Origin of the sequence: Umezawaea sp. Da 62-37, from assembly GCF_032460545.1 — a bacterium.
Taxonomy (GTDB): domain Bacteria; phylum Actinomycetota; class Actinomycetes; order Mycobacteriales; family Pseudonocardiaceae; genus Umezawaea.
In genome coordinates this window covers 5,280,881-5,305,044 of record NZ_CP135965.1, presented here as the reverse complement: position 1 = coordinate 5,305,044, position 24,164 = coordinate 5,280,881, and the positions used below count along the sequence as shown (strand labels likewise).

The 24,164-nt window shown below is 71.5% G+C and carries 26 protein-coding genes; 11 read left to right on the top strand and 15 right to left on the bottom strand.

All coding sequences use genetic code 11. The annotated features are described in order from the left end of the window. Positions 1–15: 15 nt before the first annotated feature. On the top strand, positions 16–1,146 hold the full coding sequence (locus RM788_RS24230) for a glycoside hydrolase family 76 protein (RefSeq protein WP_315934054.1): 1,131 nt from the start codon (positions 16–18) through the stop codon (positions 1,144–1,146). On the opposite strand, the gene RM788_RS24225 is transcribed toward RM788_RS24230, so the two are convergent. The 4 genes from RM788_RS24225 to RM788_RS24210 all read right to left on the bottom strand — a co-directional run bounded on the left by RM788_RS24225 (position 1,143) and on the right by RM788_RS24210 (position 5,358). Next, a complete protein-coding gene (locus RM788_RS24225) occupies positions 1,143–2,231 on the bottom strand; it encodes an SDR family oxidoreductase (protein ID WP_315934053.1) in 1,089 nt (362 codons plus the stop codon). The two genes, RM788_RS24230 and RM788_RS24225, sit on opposite strands and share 4 nt — an antisense overlap. Next, complete coding sequence (locus tag RM788_RS24220; RefSeq protein WP_315934052.1) at positions 2,228–3,241, bottom strand: cytochrome P450; 1,014 nt, start codon at positions 3,239–3,241, stop codon at positions 2,228–2,230. Before RM788_RS24220 ends, RM788_RS24225 begins: the two co-directional genes overlap by 4 nt. A gap of 248 nt (positions 3,242–3,489) precedes the next feature. Next, the gene (locus tag RM788_RS24215) at positions 3,490–4,134 is read right to left on the bottom strand and encodes a hypothetical protein (RefSeq protein WP_315934051.1); all 645 of its coding nucleotides are present in this window, start codon (positions 4,132–4,134) and stop codon (positions 3,490–3,492) included. Positions 4,135–4,380: 246 nt separating this feature from the next. Continuing rightward, positions 4,381–5,358 (bottom strand): LacI family DNA-binding transcriptional regulator, encoded by a 978-nt coding sequence (locus RM788_RS24210; protein WP_315934050.1) that lies wholly within the window; start codon positions 5,356–5,358, stop codon positions 4,381–4,383. Positions 5,359–5,449: 91 nt separating this feature from the next. On the opposite strand from RM788_RS24210, the gene RM788_RS24205 reads away from it, so the two are divergent. Beyond that, positions 5,450–6,292, top strand: coding sequence for a PfkB family carbohydrate kinase (locus RM788_RS24205; protein WP_315934729.1), 843 nt, complete (start codon positions 5,450–5,452; stop codon positions 6,290–6,292). Beyond that, positions 6,274–6,909, top strand: a complete 636-nt coding sequence (locus RM788_RS24200; RefSeq protein WP_245887458.1) for a nucleoside/nucleotide kinase family protein — start codon at positions 6,274–6,276, stop codon at positions 6,907–6,909. The genes RM788_RS24205 and RM788_RS24200 overlap by 19 nt, the downstream gene beginning before the upstream one ends. On the opposite strand, the gene RM788_RS24195 is transcribed toward RM788_RS24200, so the two are convergent. Next, positions 6,893–7,564: a DedA family protein gene (locus tag RM788_RS24195; protein WP_315934049.1), complete on the bottom strand. Its 672-nt coding sequence runs from the start codon at positions 7,562–7,564 to the stop codon at positions 6,893–6,895. The genes RM788_RS24200 and RM788_RS24195 overlap by 17 nt on opposite strands. A 160-nt stretch (positions 7,565–7,724) precedes the next feature. Next, entirely contained in the window at positions 7,725–9,365 is a 1,641-nt protein-coding gene (locus RM788_RS24190; RefSeq protein ID WP_315934048.1) for an MDR family MFS transporter, read from the bottom strand. Positions 9,366–9,491: 126 nt separating this feature from the next. Between RM788_RS24190 and RM788_RS24185 the strand changes: the two genes are divergently transcribed. Then, complete coding sequence (locus RM788_RS24185; RefSeq protein ID WP_399344628.1) at positions 9,492–10,871, top strand: FAD-binding oxidoreductase; 1,380 nt, start codon at positions 9,492–9,494, stop codon at positions 10,869–10,871. Here RM788_RS24185 and RM788_RS24180 read toward each other — a convergent pair. From RM788_RS24180 to RM788_RS24160, 5 genes are all read right to left on the bottom strand, one after another. After that, a complete protein-coding gene (locus RM788_RS24180) occupies positions 10,868–11,980 on the bottom strand; it encodes a hypothetical protein (protein ID WP_315934046.1) in 1,113 nt (370 codons plus the stop codon). The genes RM788_RS24185 and RM788_RS24180 overlap by 4 nt on opposite strands. A gap of 123 nt (positions 11,981–12,103) precedes the next feature. After that, positions 12,104–12,859 (bottom strand): DedA family protein, encoded by a 756-nt coding sequence (locus RM788_RS24175; RefSeq protein ID WP_315934045.1) that lies wholly within the window; start codon positions 12,857–12,859, stop codon positions 12,104–12,106. A 47-nt stretch (positions 12,860–12,906) separates the two neighbouring features. Next, the gene (locus RM788_RS24170) at positions 12,907–13,134 is read right to left on the bottom strand and encodes a hypothetical protein (RefSeq protein ID WP_315934044.1); all 228 of its coding nucleotides are present in this window, start codon (positions 13,132–13,134) and stop codon (positions 12,907–12,909) included. Continuing rightward, positions 13,119–14,276: an N-acetylglucosamine-6-phosphate deacetylase gene (gene nagA / locus RM788_RS24165; RefSeq protein ID WP_315934043.1), complete on the bottom strand. Its 1,158-nt coding sequence runs from the start codon at positions 14,274–14,276 to the stop codon at positions 13,119–13,121. The genes RM788_RS24170 and nagA overlap by 16 nt, the downstream gene beginning before the upstream one ends. After that, a complete protein-coding gene (locus RM788_RS24160; RefSeq protein ID WP_315934042.1) occupies positions 14,273–15,205 on the bottom strand; it encodes an ROK family protein in 933 nt (310 codons plus the stop codon). Before RM788_RS24160 ends, nagA begins: the two co-directional genes overlap by 4 nt. An 81-nt stretch (positions 15,206–15,286) precedes the next feature. Here RM788_RS24160 and RM788_RS24155 point away from each other — a divergent pair, with 81 nt between their 5' ends. Then, positions 15,287–16,051 carry a DeoR/GlpR family DNA-binding transcription regulator gene (locus tag RM788_RS24155; RefSeq protein WP_315934041.1) on the top strand — a complete coding sequence of 255 codons (765 nt, stop codon included), beginning with the start codon at positions 15,287–15,289 and terminating at the stop codon, positions 16,049–16,051. Positions 16,052–16,075: 24 nt separating this feature from the next. On the opposite strand, the gene RM788_RS24150 is transcribed toward RM788_RS24155, so the two are convergent. Beyond that, positions 16,076–16,654 (bottom strand): SigE family RNA polymerase sigma factor, encoded by a 579-nt coding sequence (locus RM788_RS24150; RefSeq protein ID WP_315934040.1) that lies wholly within the window; start codon positions 16,652–16,654, stop codon positions 16,076–16,078. Between the two features lie 66 nt (positions 16,655–16,720). Between RM788_RS24150 and RM788_RS24145 the strand changes: the two genes are divergently transcribed. Further along, on the top strand, positions 16,721–16,999 hold the full coding sequence (locus tag RM788_RS24145) for a YciI family protein (RefSeq protein WP_315934039.1): 279 nt from the start codon (positions 16,721–16,723) through the stop codon (positions 16,997–16,999). 94 nt (positions 17,000–17,093) lie between these two features. After that, on the top strand, positions 17,094–17,240 hold the full coding sequence (locus RM788_RS24140) for a hypothetical protein (RefSeq protein WP_315934038.1): 147 nt from the start codon (positions 17,094–17,096) through the stop codon (positions 17,238–17,240). Here the strand turns inward: RM788_RS24140 and RM788_RS24135 are convergent. Both RM788_RS24135 and RM788_RS24130 read right to left on the bottom strand, forming a co-directional pair. Then, positions 17,237–18,109: a short-chain dehydrogenase/reductase gene (locus tag RM788_RS24135; protein ID WP_315934037.1), complete on the bottom strand. Its 873-nt coding sequence runs from the start codon at positions 18,107–18,109 to the stop codon at positions 17,237–17,239. The two genes, RM788_RS24140 and RM788_RS24135, sit on opposite strands and share 4 nt — an antisense overlap. Positions 18,110–18,181: 72 nt before the next feature. After that, positions 18,182–19,093 (bottom strand): aldo/keto reductase, encoded by a 912-nt coding sequence (locus RM788_RS24130; RefSeq protein ID WP_315934036.1) that lies wholly within the window; start codon positions 19,091–19,093, stop codon positions 18,182–18,184. A gap of 100 nt (positions 19,094–19,193) precedes the next feature. Between RM788_RS24130 and RM788_RS24125 the strand changes: the two genes are divergently transcribed. Beyond that, the gene (locus RM788_RS24125; RefSeq protein WP_315934035.1) at positions 19,194–20,021 is read left to right on the top strand and encodes an LLM class F420-dependent oxidoreductase; all 828 of its coding nucleotides are present in this window, start codon (positions 19,194–19,196) and stop codon (positions 20,019–20,021) included. Positions 20,022–20,189: 168 nt separating this feature from the next. Further along, positions 20,190–21,224, top strand: a complete 1,035-nt coding sequence (fbaA, locus tag RM788_RS24120) for a class II fructose-bisphosphate aldolase (RefSeq protein WP_315934034.1) — start codon at positions 20,190–20,192, stop codon at positions 21,222–21,224. A gap of 72 nt (positions 21,225–21,296) precedes the next feature. Here the strand turns inward: fbaA and RM788_RS24115 are convergent, their stop codons facing one another. Further along, positions 21,297–22,403: a hypothetical protein gene (locus tag RM788_RS24115; protein ID WP_315934033.1), complete on the bottom strand. Its 1,107-nt coding sequence runs from the start codon at positions 22,401–22,403 to the stop codon at positions 21,297–21,299. A gap of 248 nt (positions 22,404–22,651) precedes the next feature. On the opposite strand from RM788_RS24115, the gene RM788_RS24110 reads away from it, so the two are divergent. Next, entirely contained in the window at positions 22,652–23,059 is a 408-nt protein-coding gene (locus tag RM788_RS24110; protein ID WP_315934032.1) for a DUF3151 domain-containing protein, read from the top strand. Positions 23,060–23,064: 5 nt separating this feature from the next. Continuing rightward, positions 23,065–24,150 carry an FUSC family protein gene (locus tag RM788_RS24105; protein ID WP_315934031.1) on the top strand — a complete coding sequence of 362 codons (1,086 nt, stop codon included), beginning with the start codon at positions 23,065–23,067 and terminating at the stop codon, positions 24,148–24,150. Positions 24,151–24,164 lie beyond the last annotated feature (14 nt).

Sequence of the window (24,164 nt, the reverse complement as noted above, 5' to 3'; positions counted from 1 at the left end):
GATCACGATGGCCTCGTGACGGTCGAAAGGTCCACCCCGAAGTTGTTGGCGGCGCGCGCGGGCGTGGCCGAACGGGCCGTGCGGTCGCGGCACCTCCGCCGGGTCTGGGGCGTGCCGGGGACGCTGCTCGGCGTCGCCGCCTGGCCGGTGGACTGGCGCGGCCGCCTGCACCTGCGGTTCAACTACTGGTGGCAGGCGCACCTGCTGGACTGCGTGGTGGACGCCCAGCTGCGCTCGCCGAACGAGGCGCGGCGGCAGGTCGTCCGGCGGCTGGTGCGCGGCGTGCGGGTGCGCAACCTGGTCGGCTGGACGAACGACTTCTACGACGACGTGGCGTGGCTGGGGCTGGCGCTGCTGCGGGCGGCGGACGAGGTCGGCGTCTCGCGGCCGTCGGCGGTCGGGGCGATCGCGGCGCGGCTGCGCGAGGGGTGGACCGACCACGGTGGTGGCGGCGTCTGGTGGAAGCGCCACGACGACTTCAAGAACGTTCCCGCGAACGGGCCGACGGCGATCTTCTTCGCTCGGCTGGCGGCCGACAGCGGGTCCACCGGCGACCTCGTCCGGTCGCGGTCCATCGTGGACTGGATGGAGAAGGCGCTCGTCGACCCGGAGTCGGGGCTGGCGTGGGACGGGCTGCACGTCCACCCGAACGGCGACGTCCGCGAGATCGAGACGACGATCTACTCGTACTGCCAAGGGGTTCTGCTCGGCGCGAACCTGGAGCAGGCCCGCACGTCGAGCGCGCCGACGTGGCTCGACCGGGTCGAGCGGCTCGTCCGCGCGGTGGACAAGGAGTTGGCCGTCGACGGCGTGCTGCGCGGCCACGGAGGCGGTGACGGCGGCCTGTTCGGCGGGATCCTGCTGCGGTACCTGGCGCAGGCGGCCATCGCGGTGCCCGAACTGGACCCGCGCCGGGCGCAGGTCGGCCGGCTCGCGGCGGACATCGTGTTCTCGTCGGCGGAAGCGGTGTGGGACAACAGGAGCGTGGCGGTCAGCGGTCCGCTGTTCGGTCCGGAGTGGACGAGCCAGGCCGTCGTGCCCGCGCGCGAGCGGACGGCCGAGAGCGACCTGTCGGTGCAGCTCGGCGGCTGGATGGCGCTGGAGGCCGCGGCGCTGCTGGAACGCCACGGCCTCCAGCCCTCTTAGCGCCTCAGGTACGCGTGGTACCAGTCGAGGTAGTTGGCCAGCTCGGCCAGGTCGAACCTCCACGACCGCAGCGCGGGCTCGCCGACGGCGGCGACGAGGTTGGTCTGGTCGAACCGCTTCCGCCCGGTGAGGTAGGAGTTGTAGAACTCGATCTTGCGGTCGAACTCGCGGTCCAGCTGGGAGAAGCTGTCCACGTCGTCGGTGTACACCGGCCGCGACAGGCCCGTCTTCTCGAACATCAGCCCCAGGCCCGGTCCCACGACGACCGGGTCGGGGTGCGTGAGGTGGAAGATCCCCGCGGTCGAACCGGACTGGCTGACGCTCACCGCGTCGGCCACCACCAAGTCGACCGGCACGAGGTTGACCCGCGCCGCGGCGTCCGCGCGGATCCGCATCGGCCGCGCCAACTCCTCCGCCGATCCGAGCATCCCGAGCGCCCGCTTGAACTGCGAGAGCCGCCGCTGGATGCCGTAGAGCCCGGAGTGGCCGCCGCACAGCGCGTACGTCCTGCTGTGCCCGATGACGATGCTCGGCCGCAGCGTCCTGGTCGCGAACGCGGTCGCCCCCGCGACCAGCCGTTCCGCCGCGGCCTTGCTCTCCTCGTACCGGTTGTTGGTCGCGACGCCGTCCATCCGGACCTCGGCGACGTCCCCGTCCAGCCGCCCGGCCACGTAGGCGGTGCTCATGTAGTTGAACGTCGCCGCGCCCGCCGCCTCGGCCAGTTGCAGCGCGTGCCGGGTGCCGCCGATGTTGGTGTCCCGCAACGCCCCCCAGTGCCGGTCCTCGTACCGCAGGTCCGCGGCGCAGTGCCAGAACTCCGCCACGCCGGTCAGCCCCTCGACGCCGAGCCGGGGCGCCGCGAGGTCGGCGGTGACCACCCGGCACCGCTTGTCGACCTCCAGGCCGAAAGCGCCGTACTCGCGCGCGGCCGTGCCCAGCACCTGCCGCAGCCGTTCCTCCGCGCCGACCTTGCGGCCGGGGCGGACCAGGCACACGACCTCGTCGTCGGTGCGCGCCAGCAGTTCCAGCACCAGCGCCGCGCCCACGAGGCCGGTGGCGCCGGTGACCGCGTGCGCGCCGGTCACGACCCGCTCGCGGTGAAGGTGACCGGCATCCGGCCGATGGCGTTGATGAAGTTGCCCGCCACGTACCGGGGCGTGCCGACCCGCAGGTCCGGCAACTGCCGGTAGACCTCGGTCAGGACGTGCCGCAGCTCGATCCGCGCCAGGTGCGCCCCGAGGCAGAAGTGCGGTCCGCCGCCGCCGAAGGCGATGTGCCGGTTCGGGCGGCGGGTGATGTCGAAGGTCCACGGGTCGGTGAAGACCCGCTCATCGCGGTTGGCCGACGAGTAGAAGAGCACCACGTGCTCCCCCGCCTCGATGGTCCGCCCACCCAGTTCGGTGCGCTCCACGGCGGTGCGGCGGAAGGTCATGATCGGGGTGGACCAGCGGATGATCTCCTCGATCGCGCCCGGCAGGTGCGCGTCGGGGTCGCCGAGCAGGAGGGCGCGCTGGTCGGGGAAGCGGTCGAGCGCGTGCACGCCGTGGCTGATGGAGTGCCGGGTGGTCTCGTTGCCCGCGATGAACAGCAGGATGAAGAACGCGCGGATCTCGTCGTCGGTCAGGCGCTCGCCGTCGGCCTCGGCCTCGATGAGCGCGCTCATCAGGTCGTCCTCCGGGTGGTCGCGCTTCTCGTCGATCAGGTCGAACGCCATCGCGGTGAACGCCACCACGCCGTCGCGCAGCGCCTGCGCGGGGTCGCCGTGGCCGTACTCCTCGTCCTTGCAGCCGATCATCGCGTTGGCGTGCACCAGTGCCCGGTCGCGCTCCTCCTCCGGCAGGCCGAGGATCTCGCAGATCGTCCAGATGGGCAGCCGCTCGGCGATGCCGGAGACGAAGTCGACCTCGCCCAGGTGGGCGACCGAGGCGACGACGTCGCGCGCGGCCCGCCCGATCGCGGAGTCCATCTGCGCCATCCGGCGCGGGGTGAACGTGCTCGTGATGAGGCGGCGCAGCAGCGAGTGGCGGGGTCCGTCCATGGCGATGATGGACTGCGTCGCCTCGGCCAGCGCGGGCGGCAGGACCTCCAGCGTCACGCCGCCGAAGCAGGCGGAGGAGGAGAACGTCCGGGGATTGCGACTTACTTCGGAAACACCGTCATGGGACACGACGGCCCAATATCCACGGGCGTCGGACTGGGGGATAACAGGGTTTTCGACGGGTTCCTGCCACGACACCGGATGATTCCGCCGCAACTCGGCGAATCGCGAATCCCGGTCCTCCGGCGACAGCGCCCAGAAATGCTCCGACGAGAGGTCGATCGAAGCGACGTTCCCCGGAGTGGTCATGAGCCGCTCTTCAATTCCGCGAGCACCTCGCCGCGCAGGACGTCCTCCAGGGCGACCAGCGCCCTGGCGACCGTGCTGCCGTCGAGCACCCGGTGGTCGTAGGTCAGCCGGACGTCGAGCGTGCCGTCCGGCTCGAGTTGCCCGTAGTTCAGCGTCGTCGTCAACGGCGAGAGCTGGTGCAGGCTGGCCCCGCCCTGGGACGCGGTGACGCTCGCCGCGAACGTGCCGAGGAAGTCCGCGCGCCACGGCCCGCGGGCCTGGACGGCGAGCCACCACACCAGCCTGCGGGCCGGGAACGGCAGGGCGCTCAGCCCGAGGATGCGCCTGCAACTGCGCAAACTCCCCAGCGGCGCGGTCTTGTGCTTGCGCACGATGGCGTCGACCTCGCGCAGGGAGAGCGCCTCGGGGCGGACGATCCGGCTGAAGAACACCGCGTCCTCGCCGTGGTAGGTCCGCTCGACGCTGAACGACGCGGCCGTCGCGGGGTGCTCGTAGAGGTGGGCCCAGGGGAAGGAGAAGTACGCGCGGCGCAGCTCCGGGTGGCGGGCCGACACGATGGCGTAGGCCTTCACGAAGATCGCGCACCAGCTGACCCGGTCGCGCATCGCGGTCCGGGCGGCGACCACTTCGCCGAGTCGCATTCGCCTTTGCATGGGAACGCTGGGGACCTTGCCCGAATGGTGCAGCAGGTCGCACATGAACTTCCGGGGCGGCGAAAGCCGGATGGTGCGACCGCGCCGGAGGGGGACATCCGGAATCGATCTTGGAAGGGCCCCCGAGTGGTGGTCTACAGGTGTCCTGGTGGGCATGAGCTCGACGATAGGGAGGAAAAGGACATGCTCCGAGAACGCGAACGCGGATAGGGGTTGATGTAAATCATATTGCGCTCAGTGGCAGCCGCAGGATCGGCGGTGCTTGAACGTCGGGGCGAGCCGGATGGTCTCCGGGGCGCGATCGGGTTCGGTGATCCGCGACAGCAGCAGCCGGACGGCCGTGCGCCCGATCTCCTCGATGGGCTGCGCCATCGTCGTCAGCGGCGGCTCGACCAGCTCGGACCACTCGACCTCGTCGTAGGACACCAGCGCCAAGTCCCGGCCGATCCGCAGGCCGCGCGCCCGGATCTCGTGCATCACGCCGGTGAGCACCATGTGGTCGCCCGCGACCACGGCGGTGGGCGGCGAGGCCAGGTCCAGCAGCGGGCCGAGCTTGCCGTCGGCCGACACCAGCTCCTCGTCCCACTGCAACCCCGAGCGGCCGAGCCCGAGCCGGTAGCCGAGCACGCGCTCGTCCGTCGTGGCCAGGCCGATCTGGCCGGTGACCATCCCGATCCGCCGGTGCCCCAGTTCCGCGAGGTGCCGGGCGAGCCGCGAGGTCGACTGCACGTTCTCCGGGCCGACCTGGTCCATGTCCTGGCTCATCGTCAGCCGGTCCACGAGCACGGTCGGGATGCCCAGCCGCCGCAGTTCCGGCAGCACCGCGCCGCCCGCGCCCGCCGACGGCGTCAGCAGCAGGCCGTCCACCCGCCGTCCGCGCAGCATCCGCACGGCGGCCTGCTCGGACTCGGCGGTGTCGCGGGTGTCGATCAGCACGAGCGAGTAGCCCGCCGTCGTGGCCTCGTTCTCGATCGCCGCGATCAGCTCGGCGAAGTAGGGGTGCGACACCAGCGACACGGCCAGCCCCAAGGACTTCGTGCCGCCCGTCACGAGGGAGCGCGCGATGGCGTCGCCGGTGTACCCGGTCTCCTCGATGGCCTTGAGGACGCGTTCCTTCGTGTCCGGAGCCACCGACCTGGTCTCGTTGATGACGTGTGAGACCGTGGTGATGGAGACCCCGGCGAGGGTCGCGACCTCCCGCATGGTGATCATGGTGCTCGCCCCGTTCCGCTGGGCAGGTGAACGCTTGCGCAATCGCTTGCGACGGGACCCTACCTGGCAGGAGGCGTTTCCACTGGTTGCGGTGTTGTGTGTCGGCCTCACCACCGTCGACGTCAGCCAGCGGGTGGCCGAGTTCCCCGCTCCCGGCGAGAAGGTGCAGTCCACGGGTGTCCACATGGCACCGGGAGGCCCCGCGGCCAACGCCGCCACGGCCGTCGCGGCGCTGGGCCACCGGGCCGTGCTGCTGACCGCGCTGGGGCGCGACGCCTTCGGCTCGTTCGCCGCCGCCGGGCTGGCCGGGCGCGGGGTGGAGTTCCACGACCTCGCCCCGGAGTCGCGGATCTCGCTCAGCATGGTCGCCGTCCGCGAGCGGGACGGCGAGCGCACCGTGATCTCCCGCAACGCCGCCGAAGTGGCGCTCCCGACCACAGTGGACGCCGTAACGCCGTTTGTATTCCAAGCCGACGTGGTTCTGCTCGACGGGCACCTGGGTCCGCTGGCCCTCGCGGTGGCAACTGCCGCCAAAGATGCCGGTTTGCAGGTGGTGCTGGACGCCGGTAGCTGGAAACCTGTGCTGGAAGACCTGCTGCCGCTGGTGGACGTGGCCGCGTGCTCGTCGGCTTTCGGGCCGACCGAGGACGAGCTGCACGCCCGCGGGGTGCCGCTGGTGATCCGGACGAACGGTGCGAACCCAGTCACGTGGTCGAGTGACGGGGGGCTCCACGAGCGGCCGGTACCGGTGGTCCAAGTGCGCGACACCAACGGCGCGGGGGACGTGTGGCACGGTGCCCTTGCCGTCGCGCTCGCCCGGCACGACCCGGTCGCGGACGCGATCGGGTGGGCGAACGCGGTGGCGGCGGTCAGGGTGCGCAACACCGCGCAGGATTGGGTTGAGGAGTTGGCAAGGTGGCAGGACAGCAGGTGAAGTTCGACGAGCTCCTCGATCGCGCTCGCGCGCTCGTGGACACCGGTGAGCGCAGGCTGCTCGGCATCGGCGGCGCACCTGGGTCGGGCAAGTCCACGCTCGCCCGCCGCCTGGTCGACGCGCTGGGCGCGGACGCGGCGCTCGTGGAGATGGACGGCTTCCACCTCGCGCAGCGCGAGCTGCTGAGGCTGCGCATCAGCGAGCGCAAGGGCGCCCCGGACACGTTCGACGTCGCCGGGTACGTGGACCTGCTCGGCAGGCTCAAGGCCGCGGGGCCGGACGTCATCTACGCGCCGGAGTTCCGCCGCGAGATCGAGGAGCCGGTGGCGTGCGCCGTCCCCATCGACCCCGGCGTGCCGCTGATCGTCACCGAGGGCAACTACCTGCTGCTGAACTACGACAAGTGGAAGCGCGTCCGCATCGTGCTCGACGAGGCGTGGTTCCTGTTCATCGACGACGACCTGCGGGTGCAGCGGCTGATCGACCGGCACCTGAGGTTCGGCCGGACGCTGGCCGAGGCCGAGGAGCGGGTGCTGCACGGCACCGACCACGTGAACGCGCTCATGGTGAACTCGTCCAAGTCCGGCGCCGACCTGCTCATCACCGACGTGGTGTGATGTCGGCTTCCTCGTCGATCGGCTTCTGCATCTCCTGGCGGTAGCGCCACAGGCCGTAGGCGGTGCCGAGCACGAAGAAGGCGATGCTGATCACGACCGCGGCGGTCTCCAGCCACGGCAGCGACGTCAGCAGGCCCGCGCCGTAGTAGCCGGCCAGCACCAGCGTGGGCACCCAGGCCAGCGCGCCCAGCGTCGTGGCCAGCACGAACCGCTTGGTGTCCATCCTGGCCGCGCCCGCGACCATCGGCGCCAGCGTGCGCACCCACGGGATCCAGCGGGCCAGCACGATCGCCCAGAACCCGCGCCGGTCCAGGAAGTCGCGCGCCTTCTCCAGGTTGGTCCGGTTGAGTATCCGGCCGCCCTTGCGGGCCAGCAGGTGCGTCCCGGTCGTCCGCCCGATGTAGTAGCCGACCAGGTTGCCGACCACCGCCACCACCATCGCGGCGGCGGAGAGCAGCCACGCGTTCAGCGCCCCGCTCTGCTGGGCGATGATCACGCCCGCCGCGAACAGGAGCGAATCACCGGGCAGGAAAAGTCCGAAGATGAAAGCGCACTCGGCGAACAGGAAGCCCAGCGTGATCAGCCACACCGCCACCGGACCTGCGGTGTCGAGGGGGCCGAACGCGAGCGTGATGGTCGATCCGGACAGAACCACTCGAACAGCCTACGTCGAGCCCCGGTGTCCGCAGGGCGACCTTGACCCAACCGGTAGTGGAATCCTGCGCATCGTCACTGGTAGTGGTCGCGTGATCACGCGAAAGCCCCCGCGCCGGAGGGGCACGGGGGCGTTCGGCTGGACCAGTCGATCGGGTGGTTCAGTGCGCTGGCGGCGCCGCGACGGGGTCGCCCACGGCGGTGCGCAGCGGGATCTCCTTGATGAACCACGTGGTCACGAAGGCCACGATCATCACGAACGCCCCGGTCAGGAACACCGCGTCGATCGACTCGGCGAAACCCTCCAGGAACGGTCTGGCCAGCCGCGGGTCGACCTGCTGGAGGAACGACGAGTCCTGGAGCACGCCCGCGTTGCCGCCGCCCTGGAGCGCGTCGAGCACCGGCTTGTTCACCGGGTCGGCGAGCACCGCCGGGTCCTTCAGCGCCGCCTGGAACTCCGGGGTGGGCACGATCCGGGCGAACGCGTCCTTGATGCTGTCCGGCACCGTGCTGAACAGGACGGACAGGAACACCGCGACGCCGATCGTGCCGCCCATCTGGCGGAAGAACGTGGCCGACGCGGTGGCGACGCCCAGGTCGCGCATCGGGACGGCGTTCTGCGCGGCGATGGTGAGGGTCTGCATGCAGTTGCCGAGCCCGAGGCCGAACAGGGTCATGAAGACCATCGGCTGCCAGATCGGCGAGTCCACGTCCACGGTGTAGAAGAGGAACATCGCGACCACCATCAGTGCGGTGCCGATGATCGGGAACACCTTGTAGCGGCCGGTGCGCGAGGTGATCTGGCCGGAGATGATCGAGCCGGTCATGATGCCCAGCGTCATCGGGATCATCAGCAGACCGGCCTCGGTGGGCGTGTGGCCCTTCACGATCTGGAGGTACTGCGGGATCATCGAGATGCCGCCGAACATGCCGATGCCGACGATCGTCCCGGCGATGATGATCATCGTGAACGTCGAGGTGCTGAACAGCTTGAGCGGGATCAGCGCCTCGTCGCCCATCCTGGACTCGACCATGATGAACAGCGCCACGCCGAGCACGCCGACGACGTAGCAGCTGATCGACCCGGCGGAGCCCCAGCCCCACTCGCGGCCCTGCTCGGCCACGATCAGCAGCGGCACGATGCCCACGGTCAGGAACAGCGCGCCCCAGTAGTCGATGCGGTGGTCGTGCGCCTCGTGCGGGAGCCTCAGCACGCGCCACACGACGGCCAGCGCCACGATGCCGATCGGCACGTTGACCAGGAACACCCAGCGCCAGCCGGTGACCCCGAGAATGGTGTCCTGACCCGCGAGGAAGCCGCCGATGACCGGTCCGAGCACGCTGGAGGTGCCGAACACCGCGAGGAAGTAGCCCTGGTACTTGGCCCGCTCGCGCGGGGGCATCATGTCGGCGATGATCGTGAACGCCAGCGACATCAGCCCGCCCGCGCCGAGCCCCTGGATCGCGCGGAACGCGGCCAGCTCGTACATCGAGGTGGAGAACGTGCAGGCCAGCGAGCCCGCCACGAAGATGGTGATGGCGGTCAGGTAGAACGGCCGCCTGCCGTAGATGTCGGACAGCTTGCCGTAGATCGGCGTCGAGATCGTCGACGTGATCAGGTAGGCGGTCGTCGCCCACGCCTGGAGGCTCAGCCCTTGGAGGTCGTCGGCGATGGTCCGGATGGACGTGCCGACGATCGTCTGATCGAGAGCCGCCAGGAACATGCCGATCATCAGACCGCTCAGCACGGCCAGGATCTGCTTGTGGGTGAGCTGGGGCGCCCCAGCCTCGGCGTTGACCATTCGACGAGTCTGCGCCATGGGGCCGGATGGCGCTGCACGATTACCGCCGGTCCAGGGTGCTTGTGTGCCCCGTTGTCGTCTTCGTCCCGGTTCCGGTGTGAGGCGCGTGACGCTAGCTTGGGAACCATGGCACTGGTCGAAGAACTCCGCGCGGCGCTGGGTCCGAACGCCGTCCTGACGGACACCGACGTCACGTCCGCCTACCAGCGCGACATGATGCCGCTGGCCCCGTTCGGCACGCCGCTCGCGGTGGTGCTGCCGACCGACACCGGGCAGGTGCAGGCCGTCGTGCGGGCGTGCGCCGCGGCGAGGGTGCCGATCGTGCCGCGCGGCGCGGGCAGCGGGCTGTCCGGCGCGGCCAACGCGCTCGACGGCTGCGTGGTGCTGGTGACCACGAAGATGAACACGATCCTGGAGATCGACGCGGACAACCGGCTCGCCGTCGTCGAGCCGGGCGTGATCAACCTCGACCTGCGCGGCGCCGTGGAGAAGAACGGCCTGTTCTACCCGCCGGACCCGTCGAGCTACGACTGGTGCACGATCGGCGGCAACGTGTCCACGAACGCCGGCGGGCTGTGCTGCGTGAAGTACGGCGTGACCACGGACTCCGTGCTCGGCCTCGAAGTCGTGCTCGCCGACGGCGAACTGCTCAAGACCGGTCGCCGGACCGTGAAGGGCGTCGCGGGCTACGACCTGACGAAGCTGTTCGTCGGCAGCGAGGGCACGCTCGGCGTGATCACGAAGGCGACGCTGGCGCTGCGCCCGCTGCCGCAGGCGCCCGTGACGCTGGTGGCGGCGTTCACCAGCACGGAGGCGGCCGGGGCCGCGGTCAGCGCGGTGGTGCGCGAGGGTCTGGTGCCGTCGCTGATGGAGATCATGGACCGCACCTCGATCGAGGCGGTCGAGCTGTACCTGAAGACCGAGCTGGGCGCCGGACCCGGCTGCGCCGCGCTGCTCATCTGCCAGTCCGACACGGGTGTCGAGACCGGGATGCGCGAGCTGGCCGTGATCGAGGAGCTCTGCCGCAACGCGGGCGCCGAACTCGTCTACGCCACCGAGGACGTCTCCGAGGGCCGCGACCTGCTGACCGCCCGCCGGGCCGTGCTGACCGCGTTGGAGGTCTACGGCGCGTGGCTCACCGACGACGTGTGCGTGCCGCGCACGCGGATCGCCGAGCTGATCGCGGGCTGCGAACGCGTCAGCGCGGAAGTGGGGCTGCGCATCGCCGTCGTCGGCCACGCCGGCGACGGCAACATGCACCCCACGATCGTCTACGACCCCGCGTCCGCCGACGAGTTCGCCCGCGCCCGCAGGGCTTTCGACGACATCCTGGCCATCGGTCTCGGCCTCGGCGGCACGGTCACCGGCGAGCACGGCATCGGCAAGATCAAGCGCGAGTGGCTGGAACGCGAGATCGGCCCCGTCGGCCTGCGCGTGCACCGCGAGATCAAACGCGCCCTCGACCCGGAGAACCTGTTCAACCCCGGCTCGATGTTCTCGCTTTAGCAACGGATCCGGTGCGCGACCGTCCTGTTCGGACGGTCGCGCACCGGTGCGGGCCAGGGTGCCGGGGTGCCGGTCGCGGTGGTGGCGGGCGGCGTTTCCGGGGTGCTGGGCGGCGTGGGGTCGGGCGGCGTCGCCGGGGTGCCTTCCGTCGTGGTGCTGGGTGGCGTCACCGGGGTCGGCGCGATGGTGAACCGGCACGGTGCCTCGAGCCTGGAGAGATCACCGCCGTTGTCCCGTGCGCGCGCGGTCCACTCGTAGGTGTGCCCGTCGACGACGAAGCCCTCGGGGAGCCGGACCTCCATCGGCCCGTCCTCCCCGTAGTCGACGACGGTGGTGAACGCCGCGCCGGGATCGGCCACGTCCCACGCGGAGACGACCGTCTCGGACCAGCCGTACCAGGGGTTTCGCCGGGTGGAGCCGAGCACTGGGCGGAGGTTCCGCGTGTGGACCCCGTTCCACTGGCAGGCCAGCCCGTCGACCGCCAGGTCCGCGGGCGCGGTCGGCGGGGTGATGTGCACGAGGTCGATCGCGAGGTCGTCGTCGTACCACCTGCCGTACGCCAGGTCGCTCATCCGCTCCTCGGGCATCCGCAGCGCCAGGGTCAGCGTGTTCCGGCTGTCGACGGCGTCCCGCACCGCGTCCAGCACGTCCCAGGTGATCCGGGACGACACGCATCCCGGCTCCGCGTCGACCTGTGTGAGCCGCGAGAACTCGGCGGGCTGGTCCCGCCAGGTCGGGTGCGTCGCCACGTCGGTGCGCCGCAGTTCGGTCGCCCGCGGCTTCGAGCAGTCGTTGACGGAGATCTCGGTGACCGACGCCGTGGCGGAGACGATCCCGTAGTCGTCGAAGTTCGAAAGCATGTAGGTGAAGTAGGACTTCGAGGTGCGTTCCGGCCCGTTCCCGTCCCGCCACTTCCCGATCGGGGCCATGTAGTAGTTGAGGTCGTTCTCCGTCGGCCGCCCCGAATCCGCGATCCTGAGCAAGTTCGCGCCCATGTGCGCCGGGCTGCGCATCGCCGAGGCGGGCGTGGCGGAGAACGCCACCAACCCGGTCGTCGCCAGACCGCCGATCAGCAGCGCGCCCAAGGCGCGCCGAACCGCTTTCCCCATCGCCATTCCGATGTCCCCCCACAGGTTCCCGGCGGCGTGCGCCACCGGGTGCGCACGGGGAACTGCGGCGTGGTCCGACCTTGCGCCGCAAGGGCTACCGGGAGGTCGGTGCGGGCCCGGAGGTCAGCGGTCGCGTTCCACGCGCGGGATGTACTGGGTGGCTTCCGCGTCCACCGGCGGGAACACCTGCGTGATGTCCGCGGCCTCCTGCTCGGGGAGCGACCGCTTCTCGCGGCGGGCCTTGAGGAACTCGATGATGATCGGCACGACCGACACGAGGACGATCAGGATCAGCATCATCTCGATGTTCTTGCGCACGAACTCGATCTGGCCGAGGAAGTAGCCCAGGATCGTGAGGCCCGAGGCCCAGGCGACGCCGCCGACGGCCGAGTAGGTGAAGTACTTCTTCGGGTCCATCCGGCCGACGCCCGCCATGGCGGTGATGAACGTGCGGACGACCGGCACGAAGCGGGCCATCACGATGGCGCGGGCGCCGTACTTGTCGAAGAAGCCCTCGGTCTTCTCGACGTACTCCTTCTTGAAGATCCTGGAGTTCGGCTTGGTGAAGAGCGCGGGCCCGGCGCGGTGGCCGATGTAGTAGCCGGCGACGTTGCCCACCATGGCGCAGACCGTCACCAGCAGGCAGACCAGCCACAGCGGGTAGTCGAGCGCACCCGTGGCCACGAACAGGCCGGCGGTGAACAGCAGCGAGTCGCCCGGCAGGAAGAAGCCGACCAGGAGGCCGCACTCGGCGAAGATGATGAAGCAGAGCGCGAGGAGCGCGAACCCCCCGAAGCTGCTCAGGATGTACTCGGGGTTCAGCCACTGCGGGCCGAGGGCAACCGTGGAGGTGGTGAGCGCGACCGTCACGCACACCACCGTACAGGCTGGCGAAGGTGGTCATTTCCGGCATCGACCGTGGGCGTTCAGCGCAGCGTGAAGAGCCCGACGACGGTGCCGGCGGCCAGTCCGAGCAGCACCGCGAGCAGCAGCACCCACCAGATCGACAGCGATGGCGGGCGCGCGGGCGCGGGGGGGACGGGCCGCACCACGTGCATGCCGGAACTGGTGGCCTGCGCGCGCAACGCGTTGGCCACCAGCCGCTCCTGGTCGTCGGGCATGGGACGAAAGTAGCCGATCAGTCCTTCACCCACGCGCCCTTGCTCATGACGTCGCGCGGCCGCAGTTCGGCGTCCAGCACGACCAGGTCGGCCGCGAGCCCGGCGCGCAGCTCGCCGGTCCGGTCGCTCAGGCCGAGCAGCGCCGCGGGCCGGGTCGACGCGGCGTGCGACGCCTCGACGATGCTCAGCCCACACGCCGTGACAGCGTTGCGGAACGCTGCGTCCATGGTCAGGGTGCTGCCCGCCAACGAGCCGCCGCCCGCGAGCGTGGGCACGCCGTCGACGACGCGCACCTCCAGGCCGCCCACGTCGTAGACGCCGTCGCCGACCCCGGCCGCCGCGATGGCGTCGGTGATGAGGACGGTCCGGCCCGCGCCCGCGTGCTTCGCGGCCAGGTGCACGGTCGTCGGGTGCAGGTGCACGAGGTCGCAGATCAGCTCGACGGTGACCCGCTCGTCGTCCAGCAGGGCGCCGATCGGGCCCGGCTCGCGGTGGTGCAGCGGGCGCATGCCGTTGAACAGGTGCGTGGCCACGGTCGAGCCCGCCTCGATGGCGGGCCGGATCTGCGCCTCGGTGCCGTCGGTGTGCCCGACGGCGGCGAGGACGCCGTTGTCGACCAGCAGCCGGACCGCGTCGACCGCGCCCTCCAGCTCGGGCGCCAGCGTGATCATCCGGACCGCGCCGCCGCCCGCGGCGAGCAGCTTCGTCACCGAGTCGCGGTCCGGCGGCCGCAGGATCGCCGGGTCGTGCGCGCCGCACCGGGCGGCCGACAGGAACGGGCCCTCCAGGTGCAGACCCGAGATCAGGCCCTCCTGCACGAGTTCGGCCAGCTTCGCGATCTGCTCCACCATCTCCGGCACCGGCCGCGACACCAGGCTGGCCAGCAGCGTGGTCGTGCCGTGCCTGCGGTGCGCCGACGCCGCCTTGCGCACCCGGTCGGGGTCGGCGTTGGTGAACGCCTCACCGCCGCCGCCGTGGCAGTGGATGTCGACGAAACCGGGCACCACCAGCGATCCGCCCACGTCCGTGGTCGGCCCGTCGGGCGGCGCGCCCTCGCCGACGGCCAGGATCCGGCCGTCGCGCACCGCCACCCAGCCCGACTCGAGCACGCCGTCCGGCGTGACCACCCGACCACCGGTCAAGGTCACGTCCACCGGTCCGCCCCACGTGCTCATGAACCCTCCAACTCGTCGATGGCGAGCAGCGCCGCTCCGAGGCAACCGGCCTCGTCGCCGAGCGCGGCCAGCCGCAGTTCAGGTCGTCGCTGGAAGGTGATCAACCCGTCCAGCTTCTTGCCCAGTGGCGCGGTCAGCAGCTCGCCGGACAGCGCAAGCCCTCCGCCGAGCACCACCGCTTCGGGCCCGAGCACGCCCGCCAGCACCACGATCCCCCTGGCGAGGGCGTCCATCGCCTCGTCCCACACGATCTCCGCGTCGTGGTCGCCCGCGCGCACCATGGCGGCGACCTCCGCCGCGCCGCCGACCGGCACACCGGTCCGCTCGGCGAACCGGCGGGCGATGCCCCCGGAGGACGCGCGCACCTCGACGCACCCGATCTGCCCGCAGCCGCACGGATCCCCGTGCCCGACGTCGACGTGGCCGATCTCGCCCGCGTACCCGCCGCCGCCGTAGATCCGGCCGTCCAGCACGAGCGCGCCCGCGATCCCGGTGCCGATCGGCATGATCACCGCGTTGCGCAGACCGCGCGCGGAGCCCATCCGGCACTCGGCGAGGCCGCCCGCGCGCACGTCGTGTCCGAACGCGACGGTGAGCCCGGTGCGCTCGGCGATCCGCCGGCGGAACGGGAAGTCGGTCCAGCCCAGGTTGGTGGAGTAGACCCCGACGCCGTCGCGCTCGTCGACGACGCCGGGCACCACGACGCCGACGGCGTCGATCCCGTGCCCGGACGCCGACCGCAGCGAGTCGACTACGTCGACCACCAGGTCGACGACCGCCTCGGCCGTCGACGGGCCGTCCACACCCCTGGGGGTGCTCCGCCGCTGCTGTCCCACCGCGACGACGCGCTCCGGCGTGCCCGCCACCAGCGCTGCCTTGGTCTCGGTTCCGCCGACGTCGACGGCCACCACGTGTCTCGTGCGTGCCACGAGGGTCGATACTGCGGCATGCACCGCCCATTGGTCTATACCAAGCCCCGGAATGGGTCCGGTCGCGGAATCATGTGGGCGATGAACCGGTACGAGCGGCTCACCGCCCTGTTGGAGATGCTCGCCGCCCGCGGCCGCGTCGGAACCGACGAGGCGGCCGCCGAACTGGGCGTCTCCGGTGCCACCGTCCGCCGGGACCTCGACCACCTCGCCGAGCAGCAGCTGCTCAGCCGGACGCACGGCGGGGCCGTCGTCCAGGCCGTGTCCTACGACCTCCCGATGCGCTACAAGAACGACCGCCTGGCGGATGAGAAGCAGCGCATCGGCCGGGCGGCGGCGAACCTGGCCGAGCCGGGCTCGGTGGTCGGGCTGACCGGCGGCACCACCGCCACCGAGGTCGCCAGGGGACTCGTGACCAGGCCGGAGCTCGACCTGACCGTGGTGACGAACGCCCTCAACATCGCGGGTGAGCTCGTCGTCCGGCCGCGGGTGAAGCTCGTCGTCACCGGCGGGGTCGCGCGGCCGCAGTCCTACCAGCTGATCGGACCGCTCGCGGCCAGGATCGCCGACGAGCTGTCGCTGGACATCGCCTTCATCGGCGTCGACGGCCTCGACCCGCACCTCGGCGCCACCGCCCGCCACGAGGGCGAGGCGGAGCTGAGCCGGGTGTTCGCGGCGCACGCGGAGCGGGTCGTCGTGGTCGCGCACTCGTCGAAGCTCGGCAGGCGGGCGCTCGCGCGGATCTGCGGCACCGACGAGGTCGACGTGCTGGTGACCGACCGGGGCGCGACCGACCACGCCGTCGCCCCGTACCTGGAACGGGGCGTCGAGGTGCACCGCGCCTGACCGCGCGGGCCCGCGGGTGCCGCGCTAGCGCGCCGCCATGATCTTCTGCAGCGCGTCGAGCGCCCGGCTGGCCGTCGACTTCACGGTCCCCTTCGAGATGCCGGTGGCCTCGGCGATCTCCGCCTCGGACATGTCGCCGTAGTACCGCAGCACGAGCACCTCGCGCTGCCTCGGCGGCAGCTGCTGGAGCGCGGCGACCACGGCCTGGTGCTCGGCGGTGAGCATCGCGAGGCTTTCGGCCGACCGCGCGTTCACCGCGTGCGGCGGCGTGTAGTCGCGCGCGGTCTTGCGGCGGCGCAGCACGCTGCGCGACCCGTTGACGACCGCTGTCCGCAGGTACCCCAGGGCCGCCTGCGCGTCGCGCAGGTTGCCCCAGTTGCGGTGCAGGCCGGTGAAGGCCTCCTGCACCACGTCCTCGGCTGTCGCGACCTCGTCGACGAGCAGCAGCGCCAGTCTGACCAACCGCATCCGGTGCTGGCGGTAGAGGTCCTCCAGCGTCAGGGGACCGGCGGGCGCGGGAGCCGCGCCGTCCTGGATGCGGAGGTTGGTCAGCGTGTCCTGCACGCGCACGACGCCGCTGTTGTTCTGCTCGGGACCGACCACGGGGAGGACGTTACCGGTCTCCGGGTAGCTTCGGTTCGGCAACACAGGTTCTCGCTGGAGGTGCGCATGGCCAAGTTCGCGGTCGAGTTCGTGTACGGCTCTGATGTGGACAAGCTGGCGGAGGTCCGGCCGAGCCACCGGGAGTACCTGGACACGCTGGTGGAGAAGGGTGTCCTGCTGCTTTCGGGGCCCTACGCCGACGGCCTCGGGGCGCTGCTGGTGTTCGAGGCGGCCGACGAGGCGGAGCTGCGCGGCTACCTCGCGGCCGACCCCTACGCCCCCGCGAAGGTCGTCGAGACCACCACCGTCCACGAGTGGAACGCGGTGAAGGGCACGCTGCTCTAGGGCGTGTTTCCCGGATCCGTGTTCGCGGTAGTCGAGCGAGATCCGGTCCTGCCGGGGCAGGCGGCCCGCGATGGCGGGTCGCAGGCTGTTCCGGGTGACGGCGTCAGGACGGGTCCGCTCACGGGTGGCCCTCGTCCGCGGGCCCGGCGGGGGACTTCGCCCGGTCTCGGCGGGCATCGGCTCGGCCGACGTGGTGGCGCGACCGGCGTCCGGGGCCGGTGGCCGCGCCGCCGGGGACTAGCGAGCGGCGGCCGCGCCGCCGGGACCGACGGGTCGGGACGACTCGGCGGCCCCGCGCCGCGCGATGTCGTCCAGCATCGCCCTGTCCCCCTGCGGCACGATCCCGGCCGACCGCCGTTCCACCACCACCGGCGTGAACGCCCGGAGCACCTTGATCCGCCCGACCCACCCCGGCACGTGGATCGCCCGCGAGCGCTTCGCGACCCCCTTGGCCACGGCCTTGCCCACGTCCGACACGTCGTACTTCTTGCTCGCCAACCCCGGCAGCGCCTTGCGCATCGGCCCGAAGACCGGGTGTTCGTCGGCGCCGTTGACCATGTCCGTGTCGATCCACGAGAAGTACGCGATGCCCACGTCGACGCCCAGGTGGCGGACCTCGGCGCGGAGGCTGTTCGCGAACGCCTCGACCCCCGCCTTGGCCGCCGAGTAGGCCGCGTTGCCGGGGATCTGCACGATCGCGGCCAGCGACGACACCACCAGGCAGTAGCCGCGGCTCGCGACCAGGTGCGGCAGGCAGGTCCGGACGGTCCGCCACACGCCGAGCAGGTTGACCTCGACGACCCGTTCGAACGCGGGCGGGTCGATGGAGCGGATGAAGCCCGCCGACGCGATGCCCGCGTTCGCCACCACCACGTCGATGCCGCCGAAGTGCTCGACGACCCCGGCCACGGCGGCCTCCAGCGCGGCCCAGTCCGTGACGTCGGCTTCCCACGACCGGCCGCCGCACTCGGCCGCTACGTGCGCGAGCCGCTCGCCCTCAAGCCCGACGAGGGCGAGCTTCGCGCCCCGGGCGGCGAGTCGTCGGGCCGCGTCGGCGCCGATCCCCCTGGCCGCGCCGGTGATCAGGACAACCTTGCCGTTGACGTCCACGGTGACCTCCCGAGCAGTTCCGGAAGGCCACCGTAACCCAACTTACCGCCGGTAAGCTACTGGCGAGTTCAATTAGACGCTGGCATTGGTGAGCCGGTCGACCTCGGCGTTGCTGAGGGTCAGGTCGAGCACCGGCAGCAGGGCTTCCAACTGCTCGGTGTTGCGCGCGCTGGCGAGCACGGACGGGATGGTCGGCTGCGCGGTGAGCCAGGCCAGCGCCACCGCGGCGACCGACGTGGCACGGGCCGCGGAGATCTCGTCCAGCGCGGCGAGCACCCGCAGGCCGCGGTCGTCGAGGTACTTGGCGGCACCGGCCGCGCGCGGGCTGTCCACGTCGACGCCGGGGCGGTACTTGCCGGTCAGGAAGCCCTTCGCCAGCCCCCAGTAGGGCAGCGCGGACAGGCCGTTCGCCGCCACGACGTCCGCCACGCCGCCCTCGTAGCCCTCGCGCACGACCAGGCTGTACTCCGGCTGGAGCGCGACGAACCGGGCGAGGCCCTCGCGCTCGGAGATCGCCAGCGCGTTCGCCAGCCGTTCCGCGGAGTAGTTCGACGCCGCGATCTGCCGGACCTTGCCGGCCCGCACCAGCCGGTCGAACGCCGCCAGCGACTCCTCGGTCGGCGTGTCCAGGTCGTCGCGGTGCGCGTAGTACAGGTCGATGTGGTCGACGCCGAGCCGCTTGAGCGACGCCTCGGCCGCGGCCTCGATCGTGGCGGGCTTGAGGTCGTCCAGGCCCTTGGTCATGCCGACCTTGGTGGCGATCACCACGTCCGCCCGGTTGCCGCGCGCGGCGAGCCACCTGCCCAGGATCGTCTCGGACTGGCCGCCCGCGTACAGGTCCGCGGTGTCGACGAAGTTGCCGCCCGCCCGCGTGTACGCGTCCAGCACCTCGAAGGACTGCTCCTCGTCGGCGGTCCAGCCGAAGACGTTGCCGCCGAGGGCCAGTCGGGACACGTCCAGATCGCTGCTGCCCAGTTTCGTCATGGGTCGAATCTACCTGCGGGGATCCTCTCCCACCGCGCGGACTAAAAGGCTTGGCGGAAGGGTTGGCCGGAAGGTCCTATCCGAATCGCGGGGAGTCGACATGGCAGTGGAGCTGGGAACGTTCGGGGTCTGGAGCCAGGCGCAGCTGTGGGCGGGGGCCGGGGACGCCGCGGCCGAACTGGAGCAGCTCGGCTACCGCGCCCTGTGGCTCGGCGGTTCCCCCGGCGGTGACCTGCGGCCGGTGTCCGACGTGCTCGCGGGCACGCGGGAACTGACCGTCGCCACGGGCATCGTGAACGTCTGGTCCGAGCCCGCCGACCGGCTCTCCGCCACCTACCGGCGGATCGACGGCGAGCACCCCGGCCGGTTCCTGGTGGGCATCGGCGCGAGCCACCCCGAGGCCGTCGGCGAGTACGTGAAGCCGTACGACAAGCTCGTCGGCTACCTCGACGAGCTGGACGTGCCGGAGGACCGCCGGATCCTCGCCGCGCTCGGCCCCCGTGTCCTCGAGCTGGCCGCCGACCGCACCGCGGGCGCCCACCCGTACCTGGTGACGCCCGAGCACACCGCCACCGCCCGCGAGGTCCTGGGCGCCGGCCCGGTCCTCGCGCCCGAGCAGCACGTCGTCCTGGAGACCGACCCGGACGCCGCCCGCGCGCTGGCCAGGCAGTCGATCCAGCTCTACCTCGGGCTGCGCAACTACACCCGCAACTGGCTGCGCCTCGGCTTCACCGAGGACGACGTCGCCGACGGCGGCAGCGACCGGCTGGTGGACGCGCTGGTCGCGTGGGGCAGCCCCGAGCAGGTCGCGATCCGCCTGCACGCCCACCTCGCCGCGGGCGCCGACCACGTCGCCGTCCAGGTCATCGCCCCGCAGGGCGGCCACGACCCCGAGGCGTTCCGGCAGCTGGCGGCGGTGCTGTTCTAGCGGGCGACCCCGCCGTTCGGAGCCCGCCGCCCGAGGTGGGCGGCACCGGCCCGCGATCCCGCGGCGCGGTGGCCGCGGGCCGACTAAGCCCATGATCGACCGGCTCCGGGGGGCGGCGTCGTAGGATGCCGGTGATACGGCGTTCAGGGCACCTGAGGAGGACGACCGATGCCCATCGCAACCCCCGAGGTCTACGCCGAGATGATCGGTCGCGCGAAGGCGAACGAATTCGCCTACCCCGCGATCAACGTCACCTCGTCGGAGACCCTCAACGCGGCACTCCGCGGATTCGCCGAGGCCGAGAGCGACGGCATCATCCAGGTCTCGACCGGCGGTGCGGAGTTCGCGTCCGGCACCAAGGTCAAGGACATGGTCACCGGCGCTGTCGCACTGGCCGAGTTCGCGCACGTGGTCGCGGCGAAGTACCCCGTCAACATCGCGCTGCACACCGACCACTGCCCCAAGGACAAGCTGGACGGCTACGTCCGCCCCTTGATCGCGATCAGCCAGGAACGCGTCGCCCGCGGCGAGAACCCGCTGTTCCAGTCCCACATGTGGGACGGCTCCGCGGTGCCGCTCGACGAGAACCTGAAGATCGCCGCCGACCTGCTCCAGGAAGCCGTCAAGGCGCGGATCATCCTGGAGATCGAGGTCGGTGTCGTCGGCGGCGAGGAAGACGGCGTCGACAACGAGATCAACGACAAGCTCTACACCACCACCGAGGACTTCCTGAAGACCGTGGAAGCACTCGGCGCGGGCGACCGGGGCCACTACCTGCTCGCCGCGACCTTCGGCAACGTGCACGGCGTCTACAAGCCGGGCAACGTCAAGCTCCGTCCCGAGGTCCTCAAGCAGGGCCAGGACGCGGTCGTGGAGAAGCTCGGCCTCCCCGCGGGCTCCAAGCCGTTCGACCTCGTCTTCCACGGCGGCTCCGGCTCGCTGCTGGAGGAGATCCACGAGGCGCTCTCGTACGGCGTCGTGAAGATGAACATCGACACGGACACGCAGTACGCGTTCACCCGCCCGATCGTCCAGCACATGTTCACCAACTACGAGGGTGTGCTGAAGATCGACGGCGAGGTCGGCAACAAGAAGGTGTACGACCCGCGCAGCTACCTGAAGGCGGCCGAGGTCGGCATGGGCGCCCGCATCGCGCAGGCGTGCGAGCACCTGAAGTCCTCCGGCCGCATGATGGCCGGCTGAGTCCTTCCGCTGCAACGAGAAATGCCCCCCGGCTTCCGGGGGGCATTTCTCGTTGCAGCGCGGCGTTTCCGCTCAGGCGGTCACGGCCACCCGCCGTCGAGCCCACCGGTCCAGGCCCAACCACACGCCGGTCAGCAGCACGAACGTCACCGCCGCCGACGGGTACAGGATCGGCGGGGCGGCCAGCCACTGCTGCTGCGCCCAGATCCCGCCGTAGCCGATGCCGGTCACCGCCGCCGCACCCAGCACCGCGGCCGCCACCCGCGGCAGCACCGCCGTGTGGGCTAGGTCGACGCAGACGCCGATGAGCACGAGGAACAGCGGCAGGGCGGAGGTGGGGAAGCCGATGCCCATGAGGATCGGCCAGACCAGGCACCGGTAGGCGACGTAACCGCCCGCCACGAGGGTCGCGGCCCACGGTTTGCCGATGGTGCGGCGGGCCAGCACGAGCACGACGCCGGTGGAGACGAGGCCCCACAGCGGGTAGACCCAGTCGGCGATCGGCAGGGCGAAGTGCAGCACGGCGGTCCGGTCGACCGGGCGGTGGATCGAGTCGGCGACGAACTGGAGCAGGATCGGCTCGGCTTCCGGTTCGCCCCTGTCCCACGCGCCCAGCGCGACGATGCCGTACTCCTGGTGCTGGTTGGGGAACCAGGTGTTCTCCAGGAAGAACAGCCACAGCGCGGCCAGGCCGAAGGTGCCCGCGCGGCCCTTGGGGTAGTAGCGCAGCCAGCCCCGGATCGCGCCGGCGATCATGATCGCGGTGCCCAGGTACAGCAGGGCGTGCGAGCCGCTCCACGACGTGATGTCCAGGCCGTTGACCCGGTGGTTGATCAGGTCGATGGGCAGCGCGACGAGGAACACGCCGGTGCCCCACTGCATGAGCCGCAGCGCGAGCCGGTCCACCCCGTAGCCGGTGAACGTGTGGAACAGCGTCAGCGCCACGACGATGACGGTGCCCGCGGTGTTCAGCAGGTGCGGCGGTGCGAGGTCGTCGCGCAGCCACTTGAAGTGCCAGGCGACGTCCCACGTCGAGCCGAGCAGTTTCAACAGCAGCCCGACGAGCCAGAGCCGGTAGAGCGGCTCGACGAGCCGCGTGGGTGTGTCGCGGCCGGGTTCTCCGCGCTCCCAGTACTGGTCGCGGAACTCCGCGACGCGTTCCCTTGCCCCCGTGTTCACCCGGTCATGATGCGCGGCGCGGGTTCCCGCTGGAAGCTCACCTCTCCCTGGTCTTTGCGGAAATGTCCCCTAGGGGTCACCGCTGAGCTGCCGCAACGATGTTTCGTACCATCCAACGGGTGAGTGCTGTTGCGCCGAACGGCCGCCGGCGAGAAGGTGTCGGGCTGAGAATCCGCTGAGAACGAGCAGGTGGTCGACACGCGCGAGGGCGTTCCGTGCCCGCGGCGGCCGTGGGGCACGATTACCCCATGACCAACCTCCTCGGTCCGGACCCGACCCTGCTGCCGGAACGCCCGGAGGCGCAGGCCGCCTCCGACGGCGGCACCGACCCCGGCAAGATCGTCCGTGCCTACCCGGACTTCAGCGAGGCGTGGGCGCTGCTCGCGGAGCGCGCCCTCCAGGCGGGCGACCCGGTCGCCGCGTACGCCTACGCCCGCACCGGCTACCACCGCGGCCTCGACCAGCTCCGCCGCGCGGGCTGGAAGGGCTTCGGGCCGGTGCCGTGGCGGCACCGCCCGAACCAGGGCTTCCTGCGCGCGCTCGCGGCGCTGGCGCGGTCGGCCGACGAGATCGGCGAGTCGGAGGAGTACGAGCGCTGCTCGAAGTTCCTCGCGGACAGCGACCCGCAGGCGCCCGCAGCCCTCGGCCTGAGCTGATCCGGATGGGCGCGGTGCGGGCGGAGCTGTCGAGGCGTCTGCGGCGCTGGCAGCGCACCGCGCTGCCCATCGTGCAGGCCGCGCTGGCCGCCGGGCTGGCGTGGTTCGTGGCGACGGCGCTCGTCGGCCACCCGCACCCGTTCTTCGCGCCCGTCTCCGCGGTCGTCTGCCTCGGCGTCTCGCTGGGGCAGCGGCCGCGCCGGGTGGCCGAGCTCGTGGTCGGCGTCTCGGTGGGCGTCGGCGTCGGGGACGTGCTGATCTCGCAGATCGGCTCGGGACCGTGGCAGATCGCCCTGGTCGTGGCCCTGGCGATGTCGGCGGCCGTGCTGCTCGACGGCGGCGCGGTCATCGCCCTCCAGTCCGGGTCGTCCGCGGTGCTGGTGGCGACGCTGCTGCCGCCCAGCTCGAACGGCGGGTTCGACCGGATGGTCGACGCGCTCGTCGGCGGGCTGGTCGGCCTGGCCGTGACGGCACTGCTGCCCGCGAACCCGCTCACGATCGCCCACCGGCACGGCAAGGTGGTCCTCGGCGAGCTGTCCACGGCCCTGCGCGGCATCGCGAGCGCCGTCGACGAGCACGACCCGGTGAAGGCGGCCGGTGTGCTCGCGCAGCTGCGCAAGAGCCAGTCCGCCGTCGAGGAGTTCAAGGACGCGCTCAAGGCGGGCAAGGAGATCGCGACCATCGCGCCGATCCGCTGGCGCCGCCGCGACGAGCTGGACCGCTACCGCGAGGCCTCCGCCCCCATCGACTACGCCCTGCGCAACACCAGGGTGCTGGCCCGGCGCGCGATGGCGGCCCTGCGCGACGCCGAGGGGACGCCGGAGATCCTGCCGGACGTGCTGCGCAGCTACGCCGACGCCGTCGACCTGCTGCGCACCGAACTGGCCCGCGGCGACCAGCCGGAACGGGCCCGCGCGGCGGTGCGCGTCGCGGCGAGCACGGCGACCACGCGGGAACTGGGCGGCGACGGCTTCTCGACCAGGGTGGTGCTCGCCCAGATCCGCTCGGTCGCGGTCGACCTGCTCCAGGCCACGGGCCTGACGCGGGCGGAGGCCGTGGAGGCGCTGCCTCCCCTGTCCCGGAAGCCGTGAGGTCCCGGAAGCCG